Consider the following 18,940-nt stretch of genomic DNA (forward strand, 5'->3'; position numbering starts at 1 on the left):
CGAGCAACTTGACTATTTTAAAGGCTAAATTTGTCCAATTAATGGATAAAATGACCAATTTTAAGTGTTAATTTTTACTATTTTTTATTTCAATTAAAAAAGTATTTGTATTGATTGTTTTATCCTAGTTTATTATAAGCGATATAACAAAAATCCTTTTAATGTTAGTAGAGAGTGTTTATATGACTTCCAATATTGTCCAAGATATCCGAAATTATATCCCTTTAGTCGGAGATGTAAATACCAAAAGCCCAATTGCTTACCAAGCAACCCGTATGGCAACGCAGGTAGTTAATACAGTGCAAATGGCAGTAGCAGAGGCTTATATCAACGGACCAGAGGTTCCTGATTCTTTGATGCGATCGCTTTTTGATACTTGTATGCCCATCTTTTTCAAGTATTTTCCCTCACTTCTCGTTCCCTATGAATGGGTCTTACAAGAGACGGACGATTTGGCAGAAGGGGCCAGGGATTTGATGAAGATCCAGTATGATCTTCCACAAGGAATGTTAAATCGGATGCTAGGGGAAGGGAAACTAATCTATCCGAAATACAGCATGGGATTGTGGGAGAAAGGGGCTATCGATTTAGAGCAATCCCAGATGCAGATGATCGATGATATAATTGAAAAACTAGAGATCCGAGATGGGGACAACATTCTAGACTTTGGCTGTGGTTGGGGCTGTATTCCAAATTATGTAATGTCTAAGTTCCCAAATGTCAGATTTACGGGACTGAACCTTAGCCATGAGCAATGCGAATATATGCGCCAGAAAATGCAAGACAGTGAAAGCTATCTCAATTCAGGACGATTTACCCTGGTCGAAGGGGATCTTAACAAGGTTAAATTTGAAGAGAAATTTGACAAAGTTCTCTCGGTGGGAGTCTTTTGTCATGTGGGAAATTTGACCAATGCTTTCCAAAAGCTGGCATCTTTTCTCAAAAGTGATGGCAAGGTATTCATTCACATCATCACAGTCCGTACCCCGAATAACATATCCAGTGTTTACACCCATAAATATATTTTCCCCCACGGTCGTTACTGGAACTTTGATGCAGTTCCCAGCCGTAATAAAGACTTAAAAACGATTCGGCGATGGTATCTCAATGGCATGAATTACTCCACCACCTTGGTGAATTGGCTGAAAAACTTTGATGAAAGCTATGAATACGTTAAAGATCTCCATTACGGCATAGATTTTGCTAAGTTCCGTCGCATCTGGCGATTCTATCTGATGTGGTTTGTTTCCAACTTTGCTAGCTGTGACGGCGAGATTAATGGGAACGGTCAATTTCTCATGGTTCATAGTTAACATCGTCTCTTATAACAACGCTGCTGATTGTTTATCTTTAATGTCGGTTGGAAGACCCCTGCGATCGCGTATGTTAGTGGCGGAGATGTCAACTAAAAAATAATATTGCATCAGAAACCCATAAAAATATCGTAATGAAGGGCAAATACTGTAGAATATAAGGTGATTTGCCGATTATTTTGACTGTGTTTTCATGAACTATTCGTTACTCACAATTGTTTCTTATATAATCGGCCCAACACTGATTATTGTCAGCCATATCGGATCGCTTCTTATTCTAATAACTGGCTTATCCTGGGGTTCTGTCCTATGGATCGTGTTGTTATATGTCATCCGTATGCTTGCAACCACAGCCATTTACCATCGACTCCTCACCCACAGAAGTTATCAGACTCCTGCGCTGGTTTTATGGGTGGGCTGTATAGTCGCGGCAGCAGCAGGGCAGATGGGGCCAAGTTGGTGGAAAGCACACCATCTGAACCATCATCAATATTCTGATCAAGATCAAGATCCTCATTCTCCTTATACCCCGGCCAAGGGACTGAGAGGATTTTATTGGTCTCAAGGGGGTTGGCTGTTATCCCCTCGTTTCTTTCCTGCTAAGCTGCCGAGCAATGTTGAGAGTGATCTCGTCTTAAAAGTGATTGACCGTTTGCATTTCATCCCTCTAGTGGCACTTGGGGCCATCTCCTATTTCATTGGTGGTGTTGAATATCTCGGTGCCTTTTTTCTCAGCACGACCTTGCTTTTTCATGGTGTGCAAACCGTCAACTCCCTCAGTCATATTATCGGTAAGCAACCGTTTATCACCAACGATCATAGTCGAAACAGTTGGTTTGTCGCATTTTTAACCTTGGGTGAAGGCTGGCATAATCTCCACCATGCCTTTCCATCATCAAGTCGCCATGGCATAACCATTTGTGCTGGACGGGTTGTCTATCTTCCAGACCCCACCTTTAGCTTCATTAAAATGCTTGAGTTTCTCAGGTTAGGGTCAAAGCTTAGAGTTCCCGTTGAAACCGACCTACTGGCCCGTGCTAAAAACCGACACTTTGAGGATTCAGGGTTGCCCGTCGCAGTAGAAACGGCCGTAAATTCTTAACTCATTTTTGACTCATAACAACTGTGCTGATTCTTTATCTAAGAATAAAGTCGCATCAGAATGTTGACGTAAAACCGAAGCAGGACAATGCTTAGAAATGCCCCCTTGTAGTATTTCTTTGATAATTTCTGCTTTGCTTTCTCCTGTGGCTAAACAGATGATTTTTTTAGCTGATAAAATAGTAGGAATAGTCACAGTAAAAGCATATTTCGGGACATTTTCAAAGTCTTTAAAATGTCCTTGATGTGCTTGAACCCAACGAGTTTGTTGATCAAGACGGACTAATTTAACCCAATGGGGATCATTAAAATTAGCTACTTGGGGTTCATTAAAGGCTAAATGTCCATTAACTCCTACCCCTAAACAACAGAGATCAATGGGATGTTTTTTCAGTAATTTTGTGTAGCGTTCGCATTCATCTAAAGGCTCTAAAGTATCCCCAATTAAATAATGAAAGACCTTGGGATTAATGCGTTTTTCAACCCTTTCATGGAGATAAAACCGAAAACTTGCCGCATCTTTTCCATCGATCCCTAAATATTCATCTAAATGAAATAAATTAATTCGTGACCAATCAATTTTTTGAGAAGCAATTAATTTATCCAAAAACTTAAGCTGAGAGTTTCCCGTCGCTAATAATATGGTTGCTTCACTTTTATGGTCTAAAATATTCTCTAAATATTCTTGTCCAATTTTTGCGGCTCCTATGGACAATTCTTCCTCAGTTTCATAGATCTGAGTGTTAAGGGAATCAACCATTAATAATTGATGAGATATCATAAAAAAATCATCCCAAATTAAACTTGAGGATCGATAGGTTTATCTGGCATATCTGGAGCAATTTTTACCTGTTTCAATGAGTAACCCTGTCTTTCAAGATGTTGAACAAATTGATCAGGGTTAGATTGAGAGCCATTATTCTCATTTGGCAGAGATTTTCTCTCTTTTTTTAACTTAGCTTTACGTCCCATAGTTTTAGTTTTCTACTGTACATTATTATAGCGTTTGTCTCCTCACCCCTTCACCACCTTAATCCAAGTCACCTTCCATCACCGTAGTAATAGCCATTTTCGCATTATCCCTAAATTCTTTCACGTCCACTCGTCCCAATAACCAAATAGCGACTAACAGACCGATCGCTTGGATCACAAAAACTAACCCATAGGACAAAACAGGAATCGAAAAGATCTCCTTCCCCACATTCAAAACGGCCCCGCCCAAAACCGTAGACAGTCCCCTGGCCATAGATTGAGCCAAACCCCAGGCCCCGATGAAGGTTCCGGCGGTTTCGGCTACCGTTAAATCTAACATTAAACTGGTGGCCCCGGCGGTGATCATTCCTGATGCTAAGCCAAAAAATAGTAACCCCGACTTCAGTAAACTTGGACTCTCCATGACACCAGCTAAAATAATTAAACTAAAACAAGCAGATGCGAGCAGACAACCAATTTTTGTGGTTCTTTGTTTTCCTAAACGGGGTATGACTAAAAACCCGGTTGACGCGATCCCGAAAAGGGTTCCTGTGCCAAAAAATGCGTTTAATTGAGTAGTTTCAGCAATACACATTCCAAATACTTCCCCCCCATAGGGTTCCATCACCGCATCTTGCATAAATAAGCTGAGGGTTAGTACCAAAATAAAGCTGAAAAAGAGTCCAGTTTGACGACTTGCGGTTAAGACTTCTAAGGCATTTTTCAGGGTAATTTGATCTTCCCGTTGAACGCTACGACAACGCATAGTAAAACGAGAATAACGGGACTCTACTCCCCAAGTTGCCAAAAAACACATTGCCAAAACAATCCCAGGCATAATGATAAAAACAGGGTTAACCGTTGCTTGTAATGTGGCAATATTGACGATTTTTGTGGTTGCCGTTGGATCATAGGAAAGGATCGCTTCCCCGCAAATTTCTGGAGTATTCAGTAATTTTGAACTAACAATAGCCCCTATCACAATACCCACCATCAACATTGACCAAACTATTCCCACCACCTGCGATCGGTTATCGTCATCAGAAACATCCACCAATAAGGCCGCAAAAGGGGTAGAACTAATACTCAGGGCCAACCCATAACCAGCAAAAACGAACCCCAAAAAGGCGGCCCAACCATAGGACATCAAACTCCACCCCGTTGTCTGAATACTGGTTCCCAGTTGCCAAACTACTTGTAACGCGATGAATGAGAGTACGGTGAATAAGACTGTTCCAATCCACACATAACCTGTACGATGATGGCCCTTGATGGGTTTACTATCGGACATTTGCCCAAACCAAACCCGCGCGGGACTGACAAATTGATACATGGCGATCGCTGTTGCTGCGATCCAAGGCAGTACAGTCAACTCATCAATCATAATCCGGTTGAGGACTCCCAAGGTCAAAAGAGACATGATCCCCAGTCCCATTTGGAATAATCCTAACCGAAACATGGTTAATAGTTTCAGTTTGGGTAAAGGTTTTTGGCTATGGGGTTGAGGGGTTGGTGAAAGGTCTTCTCTGGTCATTTTTAGGTGGTTATTTGGTCTTTTTTATTTTAAATAGTTTTTTCTCTTTAGGCAATTATAGAATTAATTAGATGTAAAATTTTCATGATACTCATCCGATTGGGTGAACTACAAAGGGGAAGATAATATATAATGACCCATCTTATAATTAGGGTCATAGCAACTTTCTCCTTGTCGAATTTTCTGTGATCTTAAGCAAAATTTAATTTGCTAATTTCAAGATTTGATGACAATGAGACTTGTCTATGATTACCCTCAAGTTTATACAATTCATTAGGCAACTTTTTCCCATGAAAAACCTCATCCTTGGTAGTTTATCAGTGGCTCTTTTGTCTAGTATTGTCGCCCCTGCTATGGCATCGGAAGAAGTCGCAGCAGTTAACCTGAATGGCAGTAGAAATGTTGCATCAGAATTGTCTCCCGTTAACCTAGTTCAATTAGCTTATCAGGGCTATTTTTCTGATTTAGGTATTCCCAGTCATGGTGGGTTTAAAAGTGCCTTGACAGCGAAAAAAATTGATGCAGAAACCTTAGTTAGATGTGCGATCGCTAAAGGTAGATTATCGAGTAATGCTCTGCAAAATCAATATTATTTAGACATTTTGAATATAGAATTAGAAGGCCAATTATTTAACTAACTAAGTTTCCAACCTTAATGGGCAGGAGGAAAGTTTAAAACAAATTTCCTCCTGTTTTTTTTGCTTCTTTTCCCTTAAAATATATTAAAACTGAAAATTTTTGATAAAGCTGACGCTAAAATTCCAGTTCCTGTATCTGCTGAGGACTTCCAATTAACGGTAGAAAAACTTTTTAAGTGGTTATCTAAATAATAACAAAATTGTTTGAAAAACCCCCACCATAAAGCCTAAAACGCCTCCTAGATTAACAATTGCTTGTAATTCACTTTTAACAATTCCTTGAACTGCGGCTTCTAAATTTTGAGGAGAAGTTGCATTAACTCGGTCAATAATCACTTGATCAATGGATAAAATGGGAATTGCTTGAGCCACAATTTTTTCTAAATCTTCCTCTAAATACTTGTCTAAAATTAAAGCTAATTCCTTGCTAATTGTTTCTAGAGAAGTCGTTAAAGCGGCTGAATTTTGCAGACGATTAATAATGAGAATCGATAGCTGATTCCAGTCAACAGTTTGACCAAAATCTTGAATAAATTGAGATCCACTTTCTTGAACATAAGTCTGAACAGTTTCACGGGTTGTTTTGCGTAATTGTCTAACGGTAGAAACAGGTAAATTTTGTAAGGAAATACTTTGTAACCACTCCCGTAAACGACTCCGCACTTCTAAAGATAATAATAATTCTTTGAGTCTTGTATTCGCTGTTTCCTGTTCTTCTAGACAAAAACTACGTAACCGTAATAAAGTATTACGAACCCCAAATAAATTGGCCACCACCCAATAAGTGCCACTGGTTTTTTCTCGAACTCCCTCATCAATGACTTGAATATTTCTTTCCGTGAGAAAATCTACTAAAGCTTGACGTAAAATATCAGGAGGTAAAACCCCTTCGAGTAACCAGTCGGCAAACTGTCTGGCCTGGGTATCAGTCAGACGAAAATCTAAGATGATTTGGTCAAAAATTTGATTAATTTGGTGTTCTAAAAAATCAGTGCGACGGGCCAAAGCTTTCAAAAGTCTGGGTAAAGATTCAGTAAATAAATCTCGAAGAATCTCTGATAAAATTTTAGCTGTTTTTTGTTCCTTATCCGTTTTAACTTGTTTAATAGCCAGGTTTAATAACCATAAAATTGCCGTTTGTACCCGTTCCGTTTTTAATAACCGTTGGGCTAACTTTTGTAATTCTTCTGGGGTTAATAATGACCCCATAATGGTATCAGAAACTTTTTTGGCCAGTCTCTCTTGATTACGGGGAATTAATCCAGGGGTAAAGGGTAAACGACGTTTACCAACATAAATCGCCTGATAAGGACGAAATAACATATTAATAGCAATATCATTGGTAAAATAACCAATAATTGCTCCGGCGATCGGCGGTACAATAATGGTGGAAATTAGAGATAAATCTAGGGAAGAAAAATCTGAAAAAGTCATAATCAAGTCAGACGTTAACAAATACGATCAAAGGCGATCGCTTATCATAAGACAAATGGGCATGATTCCATTATGACTAATCTTTAGTCCCTACTAACACCCCCATCATTCCCCCAGCAATGAGATAATGAACAGCATGACTAAATCCTGCCTCATAAGCTAATTTTACTTGTTCGGTTCCCAGGGGAAATCTTTCCAAACTGGGCATAATATAAGCATATTCATCCGTTAACCCGAAACCTTTAGCCGTGGGAACTACAAAGTTATCGAGATACCATTGTTGAAGGGTACGCATCCAGGGTTGAGTCGGACGATGAAAGTCTAGGATAGCAACTTTTGCAGTGGGTTTGAGGACACGATGTAATTCTTGCAGACAGCGCGGAATATCCACAACGTTACGCAGTCCATAACCCATGGTGGCACAGTCAAAGGTGTTATCCTCAAAAGGTAAGGTCAGGGCATCTCCTTCGACCCATTTTAGGGCAAGGGAGGGATAATTATTCTGGGCCCGTAGATCTGCGATCGCCAATTGTTCTGGAGAGAAATCTAACCCCACCACCCGGCCAGTTTTTCCGACTTTACGGGCTAATAATTGAGCTAAATCACCGCTACCACAGCAAACATCTAACCCTACATCTCCTGGTTGGGGTTCGCACCATTTAACGGTCATTTGTTTCCAAATTCGATGTTGTCCCAGACTTAACCTTTGATTGAGTTGATCGTAAACTGGGGCAATGCGATCAAAAATACCTTGAATTTCTGTAGCAGAATGCCAAGAATTGTCTGTCATCAAACCAAGAACCTAAGTAACGGGGTTTTCTTTCTTATTATCTAATGTTACGGTAAGTAATCGAACATAAATTTCAGTATTAATTATTTGGTTTGAACTTCAGTTAATTTTCCTGTATTTCCTTCAATCGAAGCTGCATAATTAAAATCACGGAAGACAAAAAGCCCATCTGAATCTGATTGTTGCTCTGATATGATAACCTCTGGGGGTTCTCCTGAGTATCAAATCAATAAACAATAAAAAAATGTTTAAACAAATAAAAAATTTTATTATTATTGTTGTTTGTAGTTTAACGTTAGCTTTGACCTGGACACCAAGCACTGTCGGACAAATTCCGATATTTACCACACCCACTGATAACCAAACCACGTCAACAACACCCTGGGACCTTAATCAAGCTTATGCTTGTGGGAGATTTTGGTGTAGTGATGTTTATATCTATGATGACTCTCGAAGAATTCAAACAACTTTATTGACTCCTGAACTAACCTTAGCAGCCCTTAAAGAACTTAATCAATCTAATATTGAGGTAACTCAAGCATTAGAACAACGGGCAAAGTTAGTTCAGCAAGTGTTTGATAAAATTTTTCAAAATATTATTACAAATCAAACTAATTTTGAGGTTCCTCATATCGCAGATTGGCAATTTTGGTTGCCCACATCCGTCAAAGAATTGTGGTATCCTGCTACTCTTAAACCCTCCCATCCTTGGACACCGAACATTGAAATTGGTTTTAAAAATCAACAAACAGTTATCTATATTACTTCTCAATTTGATTTAGGAATCGCTTCACAATCCATTGTCACTGTTACTGATATGGATGCAAAAGCCAATGGCACAACTGTGGAACAATTAGCTAAAAAATGGCAAGATACGATTAAAATATCGTTCAGTAATGCCCTTTGGGGATATGAATTTGATCGACAATATCCGAAGTCGAGATGGTTTATTTCAGGGGTAATTATAGGGATAACTCTAATCTTAATTTGGTTGATTGAATTGATTCGTAATTTTTTGAGAAAATGGAATAATAATCTTATACAAAAACTACGAAAATTAACAGAATTTTTGACAATTGATGCCGAGGCTACTGCCCATCAGAAGAATGATAATAATAAATCAGAATCTTTAGGAAATAAACAAGCTGAGAAAAATGAATTTTCAAATAAAAGTGAAAAGTTTCCTCCAAAAATAACAAGATTTTTGAATTTTATCAAGAAAATTTTTCGTAAAAATACGTGGATATATAATCAGTTGTCTCGCTCAAAACAAAAGATTTTTTTACGGCGACAAACTTTGCTTAAACAGAAAATAAACTTATCTCAACTTTTTATAAGAATAGACTTCATTCTAGAATTAATAGTTTTAATTTTGGGAATAACTATTATTACGTTAATTTTTCGTCAAACTCGTTTTTTTTCAGTTTATTTATTAAAAGAAAGTCTAAATTTGCTAATTATTTGGATAGGATTAATTTTTATTGATAAATTAGGAGATTTTGTCATTGATTATTATCTTAACCGTTGGGCAAGTGAAGCACAGGTAACAAACCCTAATTCTAATCGTTATACCTTGAGAGTAAATACTTATTCAATTACCCTCAAGCAAGCAACAACCTTTATCACAATTGTCCTAGGAATCTATATAAGTCTCTGGATAATTGGACTTGATCTTTCAATTTTAGCAGGAGCAGGAATTTTTGCCGTTGCTATCGCTTTTCTTTCCCGTAATTTACTCGAAGATATGCTTAATGGTATCCTAATTTTATGTACTGATCGCTATGCGATTGGGGATGTAATTGATATCGGTGGCGGTATGTCAGGTTTAGTGGAAGATATTAATTTATTTGTCACTTCTTTACGTAATCTAGATGGACAAGTAATTGCCATTCCCAATAGTAAAATTACCACAGTGATTAATAATACCAAAGATTGGTCAAGGGTTAATTTTACGATTAAGATTGCTTGGAATGAAGATGTTAAAAAAGCAATAAATATTATGATTAAAGTAGCTAATCAAATGCAAAAAGAACCAGAATGGGGCAAAAAATTTCTCGAAGCGATAGAAGTTTTAGGGGTTGATGAAATATCCCATGAAGGTATTCTTATTCATCTTTTAATTAAAACCCAACCGAGTGAACATTGGGGAATTGGTCGAGAATTTCGTCTAAGAGTTAAACAAGCATTAGATGAAGCTGGCATTTCTTTGGGTATTCCTCACCATAAAATTTCAGTCAGTGATTCTTCTACTAATAATGATAAATTATTAGCTTATTTTCTTTCTAAACAAGATAGTTAGAAGTCAAACAAACTTAACATATCTCAAGATCATCTTTTTTTAGTAACATAGTTGGAGATAAATATGTTAGAAAGCTCATTATTAGGAATACTTTTTGCGAGTTCAAATTTGGCCAGCATTACCCATCAAGAATTTAATCAGGATCAAACAATTAAAGTGAATTTGTCCCCAGGCAATAATGAGATTTCAAAAAAGTCTAGACTTTCTCAAAGTTTAGAAATGATTGATCAGATGGATGACTCACACCTAAAAATCATACTGTTAAATAATCTCGCTTTATCTTATGCTAATTTAGGTAAGCTTGAACAAGCGATCGCTCTCTTAAAAAACTCTTTATCAATTGCTGAAAATTTTGAGGATATTACTCTAAAAATAACTACCCTAAACAATATTGCTAGTCATTATGATAAGATTGGGCAAAAAAAGCAAGCAATTAATATTTTAAATAATACAATTAGTCTAATAAATACCCTTGAAGATCAATCTGTTAAAGGAAAATTATTATTAACTATTTCGTTTGAATATGAAAAAATTGGGCAAGGAAAAAAGGCGGAAATTCTCTTTGCGAAAAGTCAAACCATAATCACAGAAGCATCTCAACCTTTACCAGAATTTCCTTTTACAGAAACCCCAAGCAGTCTGAAATTAGGATTTGCCGGAGCAGTTAATTCTTTCCGGGATACCACAGGTTTTTTAGGGGTTAATCTTAATTTTTCAAAACAATGGTCAGAAAAAGATATTCTCGTTGATGGTAATATTTCTTTTAATTATGATAGTAGTCGTACGGTTAATAATTATCGACCAGGGAGTTTTATAACCTCAGTTTACCGTCATCATTTTGACAGTGATTGGAATTTTTTTGTTAATTTTTTTAATACGGTTAACGAAGATTTATTCTCATCTAGAAACGATGATGAAGACTTAACCATTATTAGTAATATTTGGTTAGGATCGGGTTTAAATTTATGGCGAGGAGAGTCTAACAGAGAGTTTTTAGATTTTCAAATGGGACTGGGGCCGCGTTATGAATATGATTATATTAATTTTGAAAAAAGACGGGATGAAATCAATCCAACCCTTGCGATTATCCTCTTAGGGCGGGGTTTTTCGTTTGAACAGGCTAATATTAATCAAACCCTTGCAATTATCCCAGATTTAGGTGATTGGGATAACTATATTATTAGTTCTAATACTGAGCTTTCTTTTCCCTTGACTGAAAGATGGTCATTTACCAATCGTTTATTTTTGCGCTATCGTAATCAGCAAATATACGAAGAAAACCCTAAATTGCATTTCTTTTTTTCCACAGGCTTAGAATATAAATTTTAATAAGATATTTTTCTGGTTATGGTTATCAGCCAAGACGCATTTAGAATGCGTCTTAGCAAGTCAGAAGTTATGGGTTTTCCCTTTCAAGATTGAGTATTTGGGGAAGTCTTATCGTTCTGAGAAACCATTTTGAGGAATGCTTGAAGCTTCATCCGCTCGATATAGGGCCATCCTCCACTTTCATCAATTTCTTTAAGAAACTCATATAAAGCATTGCGAGTATTGGGTAAAGACGGCTCAAATAGATTAGAGCGGATTTCTCGGTGTAACGTTTCTAAGGTACGGAGCAAGTCTAACAATGCCTGAGAATCTCCATCACATTGCTCAGCGACTGTCTGTACCCTCAAAATAATCTCTTGCAGGGAATCTGAAGAAGAACTATTTGGGGAGTTCAGGGGCTGTTCTGTTGGGCTTGATGTTTTTGGTTGCTCCATCCTAAATCCTAAATCCTTTCCCTAGCCAACCTTATGATAGAAGATTTTGGTGATAAAGAATTACTCCGTTTAGGGGAAGGGGGGGACGAATTTTGGTAAAGTAGATCCCGATGCAATTGCCTAACTTGTCCAAAAGACTATATGTATCCAGGGACTCTGGAAAACGAAAACGCCTGATTAGTCGTTCTGTCGGGAAACCAACATCGGTTCGTATTTCATAAATATGTACCAATGGGTTTGAGATAAGTGGCGAAATCCCAGTGATGGAAATAACCAGGAATGCCCTATCGTGAGTTAGGGAGATTCCCCGCACAAAGCAAAGCGCGGAGTGCGCGGGATTATGTCACATTGAGATTGACAAAGCGAGGATGATCATGAGATTTCGTTCATTAATTATTGCTTTTCTAGCATTGTGCTTAGGGTTAATTACAGCTTGTAGCGAAGGTCCAGCCAATGCGGTTAATCCCCAGGATTTAACCTACGAAGAGATTTTAAATACAGGACTAGCTAATAAGTGTCCCCAAATGTCTGAATTTACACGGGGTTCTCTTCCCATTGAACCTGGTAAAACTTATCAAGTTGACGATTTATGTCTGGAACCCACAGAATATTTTGTCAAGGAAGAACCTCTTAATAAACGCCAAGAAGCAGAATATGTTTCCGGTAAGTTATTAACCCGTTTCACCACCAGTTTAGAGCAGATTACTGGCAAAATTAGTGTGAGTAAAGATGGGGTCTTAACCTTCATTGAAGAAGGTGGTATGGACTTCCAACCTGTAACGGTTCAATTACCAGGTGGTGAACAGGTTCCTTTCTTCTTTACTATTAAAAACTTAGTGGGTAAAACTCAGCCTGGATTTACTTCCATTAACAGTTCTGTTGATTTTGAAGGAGATTTTAAAGTTCCTTCCTATCGGGGTGCGACTTTCTTAGATCCAAAAGGTCGTGGTTTAGCCACTGGGTATGACAATGCCGTCGCTTTACCTGCGGGTGCTGATAGTGAAGAATACGCCAATGTGAAACAAACTCCCATTGGTAAGGGTTCTATTTCTCTCCAAGTGACCAAAGTTGATAAGGAAACTGGAGAAATCGGTGGCGTATTTGAAAGTGAACAGCCTTCTGATACGGACTTAGGAGCTAAAGAAGCCGTTGATGTGAAAATTCGCGGTACTTTCTATGCTCGCGTCACACCTTCAGTATAAAGATTAGATACTGACTTTTCTTAAGGACAATTATCTCAGCAATTGAAAGGGGCAATTTGCCCCTTTCGGTTTTAATGACGGTTTTCATAATAGTTTTTGGAGAGATATATGGTCAGTTATTCCTGAGAAAAAAATTTGTTAAACTGATATTTCCGCCAAAAATCGCTAAAATCAATGATAGTAAGATTGCTGAAATCTTAGCAACTTTCTTGATTATTGACTCCAGACAACCTCTTAGAAATTAAACATCGATACCACTATGATTGACTCATCTGTCAGTGCGCTTGAAGAACTCGATCTCTCCCGTGAAGAGAGAGTGATTGAAATTCAAAATCTCATTGAAACCCTACGCATTGCTGATGAAATCGCCAGTAAGGGTTACTTAATTACTAGCTCAGAATTAGCCGATTTAATGGATATCAATGCCAGTGCTGTCACCAGTCGGGGGGATCATTGGTCTTGGCGTAATTGGGTTGTCTCACGGGTTCGCCGAGAAGGAAACCAAATTCTTTGGCAACTAGAGAAAATTGATTGAGTAAAGGTCGCTATAAAATGAGGATTCATCGGGTAAGGAGAGCAGGTGTTAAGCAAGGAATCATAGCGATCGCTGTGTCATAAGTGCGTGACTTTTGTTATAAATAACTAAACAGAATTGCCTACGAAGTTCAGTGTAATGGCTATGTCCTCCCCTTCTCTCATTCAACCCCTACCCATTCGGGTCTTTAATTCTAATCTCCTCTCGACCTTTACCTCTGTCGGCCTTCATGGTCTGGCACTCTTTCTTGTTGTTCCCTACCTTACTAACTTACCGACGGGTGATAACCCAGACTCAGACGGGAAACCCAAAAATGTCAATGTCATTGAATTGAGTTCTGCTGAGCAAAATCGCCTACCGGATCAATCTTCTGGGTCTTTGGATATGCCAGATTTTCCTAATACAGCTTTAGGGGATGTTCCGGTGTTAGATTCTCCTAACTTCGCCCCTTCCCTACCAGCACCCTTAAGTAATTTACCGGCCCCACCAAGTTTACCGGCCTTACCGCCCCTATCTTCCTATGGTAATTACAGTAGAATTCCCATCGCATCACCACCGCGCTCATTTCCTATCGCCCCACCCCCACCTCCCCCTAGTGTCCTTAGACCCCCAACTCCCTTAACTGAGTCATCAATGAAAGACCCCCTGACTAACGATCCTCGGGCCTTAATTCCCTTTGATCGACCATCCCTCGGACAAGGGCCTCAAGATGATTTCTTTGGTAATGTCAATGGAAGAGAAGAAATTGCTACTAATACCTCATCTTTAACGGGAAGAGATGGCATTGTGGGGAATATCCAAAATGGGGCAGAAAACCTGGCTTATAATCCCCAAGGAACCGAACGGGAAGAAGCGAGACGCAAAGATCTCGAATGGATGCAGCAAACAGGCTTAACCCTCAAGCCAAGCCAAATGATGACTATTCGAGGAACCTATCCGAGAGCCGCTTGCAACGCCAAATTAGAGGGTTCGGCTGTTTATAATGTCCAAGTTAATGCCCAAGGACAACTGACTCAACCCCCCTTTATGACCAAGAGTTCAGGCTATCCAATCTTGAATAATCAAGGGTTTCAAGATGTGCGATCACAGAGTTTTTCCCAACCGACTAGGGTAACAGTCATTTTTCAACCAAACTCTAACATTTGTCCGGCGGTTGCTCGCACCGAACCCTCCCAAACTCCAGCCCTTCCTGGCAATGAGACGGAAAGACCCTTAAAACCCCCAGTCACCCCCGTGCCGACGGAAGCGAGAAAGGAACCTCTTGTCATTCCTGCTCCTCTCCCTGAAGAAAAACCCCCAGTCACCCCCGTGCCAACGGAAGCGAGAAAGGAACCTCCTCTCATTCCTGCTCCTCTCCCTGAAGAAAAACCCCCAGTTACCCCCGTGCCAACGGAAGCGAGAAAGGAACCCTCTGTCGCCCCGGCTCCACCTGCGAGTAGAAAGGCTGCCCCAGAGTCTTCATTGACAGTCCCTGCCCCCCCGACTTCCCGTAAGGATGAAGGGGCCCCAACTACTAATTAATCAACTGTCACTGGGGGCGTTTCTTCACACTGCTAGGAAGGGGCTTTCCTGGCAGTGTAGCCTTGCGTTGAGGCGAATTACCGTATAATTGCTGACGACCATTGCGAACCACCCCTAACATCTCGCTCAGTTGCTGTTCTAGGCGGGTTAATACCGCGTCTGCATATTCATCAGCCCCGTCTTGAATATTTTGGGCTTCTCCCATGCTTTGTTGACGCAACTGCTGCATTTCGCTGGTGGTGACTTGGCGTAATTGCTCAATTTCGGCCATGGTTTGGGACTGAATGGCTTCACATTCCTGCTGTACCTGTTGACGAATTTGGTTTGCTTCTCGTTGTGCTTGTTGAATAATCCCTGATTCATCCAAAATTTGGGCAGCCCTTTGTTGAGCAGACTGGACAATACGCTCTGCATAAGCTTCCGCTTCAGCAATAATATCTTGCTCTTGCTCCAACACGGAGAGAGCTTTTCTAATGGCTTCAGGAATTTTCGTTCCAATCAGATCTAATTGCTCAAGCAACTTATCTTCATCGACAATAGTCCATCGGGATACGGGAATATGAAAGCTTTCATAGATCATTTCCTGAAGACGGGCTAATTCTTGTTGAATATCAAAATCAACCTCTCGGCGATCCGTCGTGCCATTGCCTTGACGGTTTACTGAAGCATTGGGGGAAGAGGAGTTTCGGCGTACCATAAGTATCAATAAAAATAATAAAAACGATAGATCCTTTGTTAATTAACTGTAATGTATACGGATGTCTCTAGCGACGTTTTCAGGCACTAAATGGGAAATGGAACCCCCAAACTGGGCAATCTCCTTGACTGTGCTGCTGCTCAGGAAGCTATATTCTTTATTGGTGGCGAGAAACACCGTTTCTACTTCTTTAGAGAGGGTTTTATTGGTGTGAGCCATCTGTAGTTCTTTTTCAAAGTCTGATAACACCCTTAACCCCCTGAGCAACACCCTGGCTTTGTGTAATTTAGCATAGTCTACAGTTAATCCGGTAAAGCTATCAACCTCTACTTGTGGTAAATGTTGAGTACAGTAGCTAATTTGTTCAACCCGTTTTTCTGCCGTAAATAAAGGTTGCTTGTTAGGATTGCACAAAACAGCTACAATCACCTTCTCGAACAAAATTACCCCGCGTTCAATAATATCAAGATGGCCGAGGGTGACGGGATCGAAACTTCCTGGATAAATGGCAATCACGATATTGATGTCAAAAACTAAAGTAATTTCCTTAGTATAGTCAAATCTGACCATGAGGAAACTATTGCCGCTTCGCGGAATTCAAAATGCAGAATTCAAAATTCAACAGTATTGAGTAGTTTATTATTTAAAATATGGTTGGCTTCTTTTTCGTTTAATTGACATTCTTTGTGCAAAAAAGAAACTAGATGTTTCTTCCATTCTAATATCTCTAACTTGTGAGATTAATTAACAATACAAAAAATCAAGTTTCAATAAAAAGCACCCTGAAAATCAGGGCTTATGGCATTTTAATCGTACTAAAATACAACTTTTTTATTTAATTAAATCGGAGCGGCGGGATTTGAACCCACGACCCCTACTACCCCAAAGTAGTGCGCTACCAAGCTGCGCTACGCCCCGATATTCACAGATTTCTATTATACACACATACCCCTAAAAAAAGCAAGTTAAAATATTTTTAATCGTTGAATTGCTTGCCATAGCTCACTAACCACCTCTGCGGGCCAATTTCCCTCACAACAACGACCTTGATTTAAAATAAGCCGCAATGAATAGGCTGTGGGGTATCCTTCCACTTCTAACCATAATAAGTCGCTTTCCGCCTCACAAGCAATTCGCTCCTCCTCCATCAACCCTTGAGCCATCATCGTCATTGTCTCTGCTAATTGTGCAAACAGACGACAAAAATCATTAAATTCTGCCTCCGTTAATTCTATAGCCCAATCCTCGCCCCCAACTAAAGCAGCATAGCCCGAAGCTTCGGGTTTCCAACCAACGCGCCATCCTTGTCCCTGTTTCAGTAAGCGATCGCCCATTTTAGATCACGGCAGCAACAACTGAGCATCCCCAGGTTTAGAGAGTCCAGGGGTTGACGGGGTTGGGGTTGCAGGGGTTTCTAATGCTGGTTTTCCTTCGGTTTGCGTCGTCGTTTTTGGGGTTTCAGGGGTGTAAAGTTTCACCAACTCATCCACTAAGGCTTGTCGTTGACGACGGTTTAGTTGGCGTATGGCTTCAATATCAGCTTCTAAAGGACTGGTGGTGAGGGTAGAAACCCCTGGATAATTATTTTCTCGAATACTCTGATTAATGCCCAAATAATCCGCTAAGGTGATTTTCCAATCTAAATCCAATACTGATAAGCGTCGTTTAAAATCCCGATGGTAACGGATAAAGCGACTGATTAAGGTATGATTAGGGTCAATTTCCCCAGTTTCAACACTCTTATATTGATTTTCTTTGGGGAGATCGGGTTGTTGTTCGTAGATAATTGCTGCTGCTTGTTCAGGGCGTAAGTCTTGAGCATTGAGAGGTTGTAACCCCCAAAGTCCAAAACCTCGTCCTGAAATTTGTCCGATTCCCCAGGTTAAGGTAAGACTGAGAAGGAAGATCACGAACAATTTTGGCAGATTTATCGGTCGTGAAGGGTTTTTCCTAATCATTGTTTTATCTTCTTAGTCGCTAATAATTTCTGGTTGAGTTAATTCATCTGACATTTCAATGATGGCACGGATGGCAGGTTTCATGCTTGGATCATCAATACTATCAAACTCTTCATAACGACGACGCTTGGCACGGTTGGCCACTTGAACTGTGATGCGATAACGGTTAGAAGCTGCGTCTAATAACTCTTGGGCGCGATAAATAATCTGTGATGAATCAAAGCCATGTCTTTTTTGCATAAGTTTACATGAAATAACTTTAATCCTCTATCATATCATAAGCAGCTATTTATTGAGAAGAAATGTTTTTTTGGACGATTTTTGACTGAAAATTCGGGTCAATGGTATCCAATGAAACGGAGCATAATTGCTTAATTAAGCTAAAATCAAGTTTTATATAGAAATATAAAGTTATTAAAAGTTTATTGTAGGAGTCGTTTTCATGTCAACGGTTGCAACACCCCATCAGATCAGCAATTCATCCTTTCAAGCTCAGTCATTGAGAGTGGTGGCTTTAGGGGATAGTTTAGTCTATGGCTATGGTGACACAGCAGGGGGAGGTTGGGTTGAACGGTTGCGTCGTCAATGGATGGGGGACGATAATGGTCATGTCTTATATAATTTAGGAGTTCGCGGCGATCGCACTCTTCAGGTAGGAGAACGGTTAGAAGGGGAATTTCGCTATCGAGGAGAGTTACGCAACCGAGTTCCTGATGTGATTGTACTTTCCGTTGGGGTGAATGACTCAGCTAGGTTAAGAAGGCCAGATGGTCGTTTATTTACAGATTTTGAGACATTTCAACAACAAATAGCAGATTTATTGGACAATGCACAACAATTGTGTCCGGTTTTATTTGTGGGAATGGTTCCGGTAAATGAGGCAAAAATGCCCTTTATTGATTGTTTTTATTTTAATCATTTTGATCAATATCGGTTTAAGGAAGCGACAAAAAAAGCTTGTCAGTCTCGCCACATTCCCTATTTAGATATTTTTGATTTATGGTTAGGACGGGGAGAAAATTATCTGCGATCGCGTTTAATGGATGATGGACTCCACCCCAATGTCGCTGGTTATGAGGCTTTATTTAATGATGTTTTAGCTTGGCAACCCATTCATCAATTAAAGGCTGAACAGGTAGATTTTGCCTTAAGGAAAGCTTGATTTTCAACCTATCTGTAGGGG

General features: G+C 39.5%; 20 protein-coding genes and 1 tRNA gene. 9 read left to right on the forward strand and 12 right to left on the reverse strand.

Annotation, left to right across the window (positions count from 1 at the left end; all coding sequences use genetic code 11):
• The first annotated feature begins 182 nt into the window (after positions 1-182).
• Together VB715_RS20535 and VB715_RS20540 are read left to right on the forward strand one after the other, a co-directional pair.
• Positions 183-1,313, forward strand: a complete 1,131-nt coding sequence (locus VB715_RS20535) for an SAM-dependent methyltransferase (protein ID WP_323303060.1) — start codon at positions 183-185, stop codon at positions 1,311-1,313.
• 193 nt (positions 1,314-1,506) lie between these two features.
• The gene (locus VB715_RS20540; RefSeq protein WP_323303061.1) at positions 1,507-2,415 is read left to right on the forward strand and encodes an acyl-CoA desaturase; all 909 of its coding nucleotides are present in this window, start codon (positions 1,507-1,509) and stop codon (positions 2,413-2,415) included.
• Between the two features lie 12 nt (positions 2,416-2,427).
• On the opposite strand, the gene VB715_RS20545 is transcribed toward VB715_RS20540, so the two are convergent.
• The 3 genes from VB715_RS20545 to VB715_RS20555 are packed head-to-tail and all read right to left on the reverse strand — an operon-like array spanning position 2,428 to position 4,920.
• Entirely contained in the window at positions 2,428-3,195 is a 768-nt protein-coding gene (locus VB715_RS20545; protein ID WP_323303062.1) for a glucosamine-6-phosphate deaminase, read from the reverse strand.
• Between the two features lie 17 nt (positions 3,196-3,212).
• Positions 3,213-3,386 (reverse strand): hypothetical protein, encoded by a 174-nt coding sequence (locus VB715_RS20550; protein WP_323303063.1) that lies wholly within the window; start codon positions 3,384-3,386, stop codon positions 3,213-3,215.
• A 58-nt stretch (positions 3,387-3,444) separates the two neighbouring features.
• Positions 3,445-4,920 (reverse strand): BCD family MFS transporter, encoded by a 1,476-nt coding sequence (locus tag VB715_RS20555; protein ID WP_323303064.1) that lies wholly within the window; start codon positions 4,918-4,920, stop codon positions 3,445-3,447.
• Between the two features lie 290 nt (positions 4,921-5,210).
• On the opposite strand from VB715_RS20555, the gene VB715_RS20560 reads away from it, so the two are divergent.
• Positions 5,211-5,558, forward strand: coding sequence for a hypothetical protein (locus tag VB715_RS20560; RefSeq protein ID WP_323303065.1), 348 nt, complete (start codon positions 5,211-5,213; stop codon positions 5,556-5,558).
• A gap of 180 nt (positions 5,559-5,738) precedes the next feature.
• Here the strand turns inward: VB715_RS20560 and VB715_RS20565 are convergent, their stop codons facing one another.
• Together VB715_RS20565 and ubiE are read right to left on the reverse strand one after the other, a co-directional pair.
• Positions 5,739-6,992 carry a DUF445 domain-containing protein gene (locus VB715_RS20565; RefSeq protein WP_323303066.1) on the reverse strand — a complete coding sequence of 418 codons (1,254 nt, stop codon included), beginning with the start codon at positions 6,990-6,992 and terminating at the stop codon, positions 5,739-5,741.
• Positions 6,993-7,068: 76 nt separating this feature from the next.
• Positions 7,069-7,782 carry a bifunctional demethylmenaquinone methyltransferase/2-methoxy-6-polyprenyl-1,4-benzoquinol methylase UbiE gene (gene ubiE, locus VB715_RS20570; protein WP_323303067.1) on the reverse strand — a complete coding sequence of 238 codons (714 nt, stop codon included), beginning with the start codon at positions 7,780-7,782 and terminating at the stop codon, positions 7,069-7,071.
• 244 nt (positions 7,783-8,026) lie between these two features.
• On the opposite strand from ubiE, the gene VB715_RS20575 reads away from it, so the two are divergent.
• Positions 8,027-10,081 carry a mechanosensitive ion channel family protein gene (locus tag VB715_RS20575; protein WP_323303068.1) on the forward strand — a complete coding sequence of 685 codons (2,055 nt, stop codon included), beginning with the start codon at positions 8,027-8,029 and terminating at the stop codon, positions 10,079-10,081.
• Positions 10,082-10,144: 63 nt separating this feature from the next.
• Positions 10,145-11,410 carry a tetratricopeptide repeat protein gene (locus VB715_RS20580; RefSeq protein WP_323303069.1) on the forward strand — a complete coding sequence of 422 codons (1,266 nt, stop codon included), beginning with the start codon at positions 10,145-10,147 and terminating at the stop codon, positions 11,408-11,410.
• 83 nt (positions 11,411-11,493) lie between these two features.
• Here the strand turns inward: VB715_RS20580 and VB715_RS20585 are convergent, their stop codons facing one another.
• A complete protein-coding gene (locus VB715_RS20585) occupies positions 11,494-11,844 on the reverse strand; it encodes a hypothetical protein (protein ID WP_323303070.1) in 351 nt (116 codons plus the stop codon).
• Positions 11,845-12,218: 374 nt separating this feature from the next.
• On the opposite strand from VB715_RS20585, the gene VB715_RS20590 reads away from it, so the two are divergent.
• The 3 genes from VB715_RS20590 to VB715_RS20600 all read left to right on the forward strand — a co-directional run bounded on the left by VB715_RS20590 (position 12,219) and on the right by VB715_RS20600 (position 15,102).
• Positions 12,219-13,046 (forward strand): photosystem II manganese-stabilizing polypeptide, encoded by an 828-nt coding sequence (locus VB715_RS20590; RefSeq protein ID WP_323303071.1) that lies wholly within the window; start codon positions 12,219-12,221, stop codon positions 13,044-13,046.
• A 259-nt stretch (positions 13,047-13,305) separates the two neighbouring features.
• Positions 13,306-13,581, forward strand: coding sequence for a hypothetical protein (locus tag VB715_RS20595; RefSeq protein WP_323303072.1), 276 nt, complete (start codon positions 13,306-13,308; stop codon positions 13,579-13,581).
• A gap of 138 nt (positions 13,582-13,719) precedes the next feature.
• Positions 13,720-15,102: an energy transducer TonB gene (locus VB715_RS20600; RefSeq protein WP_323303073.1), complete on the forward strand. Its 1,383-nt coding sequence runs from the start codon at positions 13,720-13,722 to the stop codon at positions 15,100-15,102.
• Between the two features lie 7 nt (positions 15,103-15,109).
• Here the strand turns inward: VB715_RS20600 and VB715_RS20605 are convergent, their stop codons facing one another.
• The 6 genes from VB715_RS20605 to VB715_RS20630 form a co-directional block, all read right to left on the reverse strand.
• Complete coding sequence (locus tag VB715_RS20605) at positions 15,110-15,799, reverse strand: ATP synthase F0 subunit B (RefSeq protein ID WP_323303074.1); 690 nt, start codon at positions 15,797-15,799, stop codon at positions 15,110-15,112.
• A gap of 42 nt (positions 15,800-15,841) precedes the next feature.
• Positions 15,842-16,315 (reverse strand): pantetheine-phosphate adenylyltransferase, encoded by a 474-nt coding sequence (gene coaD / locus VB715_RS20610; RefSeq protein ID WP_323303090.1) that lies wholly within the window; start codon positions 16,313-16,315, stop codon positions 15,842-15,844.
• Between the two features lie 328 nt (positions 16,316-16,643).
• A tRNA-Pro gene (locus VB715_RS20615) sits at positions 16,644-16,717 on the reverse strand.
• Between the two features lie 47 nt (positions 16,718-16,764).
• Positions 16,765-17,133 carry a DUF1818 family protein gene (locus VB715_RS20620; protein ID WP_323303075.1) on the reverse strand — a complete coding sequence of 123 codons (369 nt, stop codon included), beginning with the start codon at positions 17,131-17,133 and terminating at the stop codon, positions 16,765-16,767.
• 6 nt (positions 17,134-17,139) lie between these two features.
• Positions 17,140-17,757, reverse strand: a complete 618-nt coding sequence (locus VB715_RS20625; protein WP_323303076.1) for a hypothetical protein — start codon at positions 17,755-17,757, stop codon at positions 17,140-17,142.
• A 12-nt stretch (positions 17,758-17,769) separates the two neighbouring features.
• Positions 17,770-17,997 (reverse strand): DNA-directed RNA polymerase subunit omega, encoded by a 228-nt coding sequence (locus tag VB715_RS20630; protein ID WP_323292942.1) that lies wholly within the window; start codon positions 17,995-17,997, stop codon positions 17,770-17,772.
• Between the two features lie 202 nt (positions 17,998-18,199).
• Between VB715_RS20630 and VB715_RS20635 the strand changes: the two genes are divergently transcribed.
• Complete coding sequence (locus tag VB715_RS20635; protein ID WP_323303077.1) at positions 18,200-18,919, forward strand: GDSL-type esterase/lipase family protein; 720 nt, start codon at positions 18,200-18,202, stop codon at positions 18,917-18,919.
• Positions 18,920-18,940: the final 21 nt, after the last annotated feature.

Origin of the sequence: Crocosphaera sp. UHCC 0190 (assembly GCF_034932065.1) — a bacterium.
In the GTDB taxonomy this organism is placed as follows: domain Bacteria; phylum Cyanobacteriota; class Cyanobacteriia; order Cyanobacteriales; family Microcystaceae; genus UHCC-0190.

Excerpts from the sequence above, each read along its gene's own strand:
- VB715_RS20535 (WP_323303060.1), top strand. The coding sequence starts at position 183 with ATGACTTCCAATATTGTCCAAGATATCCGAAATTATATCCCTTTAGTC.
- VB715_RS20540 (WP_323303061.1), top strand. The coding sequence starts at position 1,507 with ATGAACTATTCGTTACTCACAATTGTTTCTTATATAATCGGCCCAACA.
- VB715_RS20545 (WP_323303062.1), bottom strand. The coding sequence starts at position 3,195 with ATGATATCTCATCAATTATTAATGGTTGATTCCCTTAACACTCAGATC.
- VB715_RS20550 (WP_323303063.1), bottom strand. The coding sequence starts at position 3,386 with ATGGGACGTAAAGCTAAGTTAAAAAAAGAGAGAAAATCTCTGCCAAAT.
- VB715_RS20555 (WP_323303064.1), bottom strand. The coding sequence starts at position 4,920 with ATGACCAGAGAAGACCTTTCACCAACCCCTCAACCCCATAGCCAAAAA.
- VB715_RS20560 (WP_323303065.1), top strand. The coding sequence starts at position 5,211 with ATGAAAAACCTCATCCTTGGTAGTTTATCAGTGGCTCTTTTGTCTAGT.
- VB715_RS20565 (WP_323303066.1), bottom strand. The coding sequence starts at position 6,992 with ATGACTTTTTCAGATTTTTCTTCCCTAGATTTATCTCTAATTTCCACC.
- ubiE (WP_323303067.1), bottom strand. The coding sequence starts at position 7,782 with ATGACAGACAATTCTTGGCATTCTGCTACAGAAATTCAAGGTATTTTT.
- VB715_RS20575 (WP_323303068.1), top strand. The coding sequence starts at position 8,027 with ATGTTTAAACAAATAAAAAATTTTATTATTATTGTTGTTTGTAGTTTA.
- VB715_RS20580 (WP_323303069.1), top strand. The coding sequence starts at position 10,145 with ATGTTAGAAAGCTCATTATTAGGAATACTTTTTGCGAGTTCAAATTTG.
- VB715_RS20585 (WP_323303070.1), bottom strand. The coding sequence starts at position 11,844 with ATGGAGCAACCAAAAACATCAAGCCCAACAGAACAGCCCCTGAACTCC.
- VB715_RS20590 (WP_323303071.1), top strand. The coding sequence starts at position 12,219 with ATGAGATTTCGTTCATTAATTATTGCTTTTCTAGCATTGTGCTTAGGG.
- VB715_RS20595 (WP_323303072.1), top strand. The coding sequence starts at position 13,306 with ATGATTGACTCATCTGTCAGTGCGCTTGAAGAACTCGATCTCTCCCGT.
- VB715_RS20600 (WP_323303073.1), top strand. The coding sequence starts at position 13,720 with ATGGCTATGTCCTCCCCTTCTCTCATTCAACCCCTACCCATTCGGGTC.
- VB715_RS20605 (WP_323303074.1), bottom strand. The coding sequence starts at position 15,799 with ATGGTACGCCGAAACTCCTCTTCCCCCAATGCTTCAGTAAACCGTCAA.
- VB715_RS20620 (WP_323303075.1), bottom strand. The coding sequence starts at position 17,133 with ATGGGCGATCGCTTACTGAAACAGGGACAAGGATGGCGCGTTGGTTGG.
- VB715_RS20625 (WP_323303076.1), bottom strand. The coding sequence starts at position 17,757 with ATGATTAGGAAAAACCCTTCACGACCGATAAATCTGCCAAAATTGTTC.
- VB715_RS20630 (WP_323292942.1), bottom strand. The coding sequence starts at position 17,997 with ATGCAAAAAAGACATGGCTTTGATTCATCACAGATTATTTATCGCGCC.
- VB715_RS20635 (WP_323303077.1), top strand. The coding sequence starts at position 18,200 with ATGTCAACGGTTGCAACACCCCATCAGATCAGCAATTCATCCTTTCAA.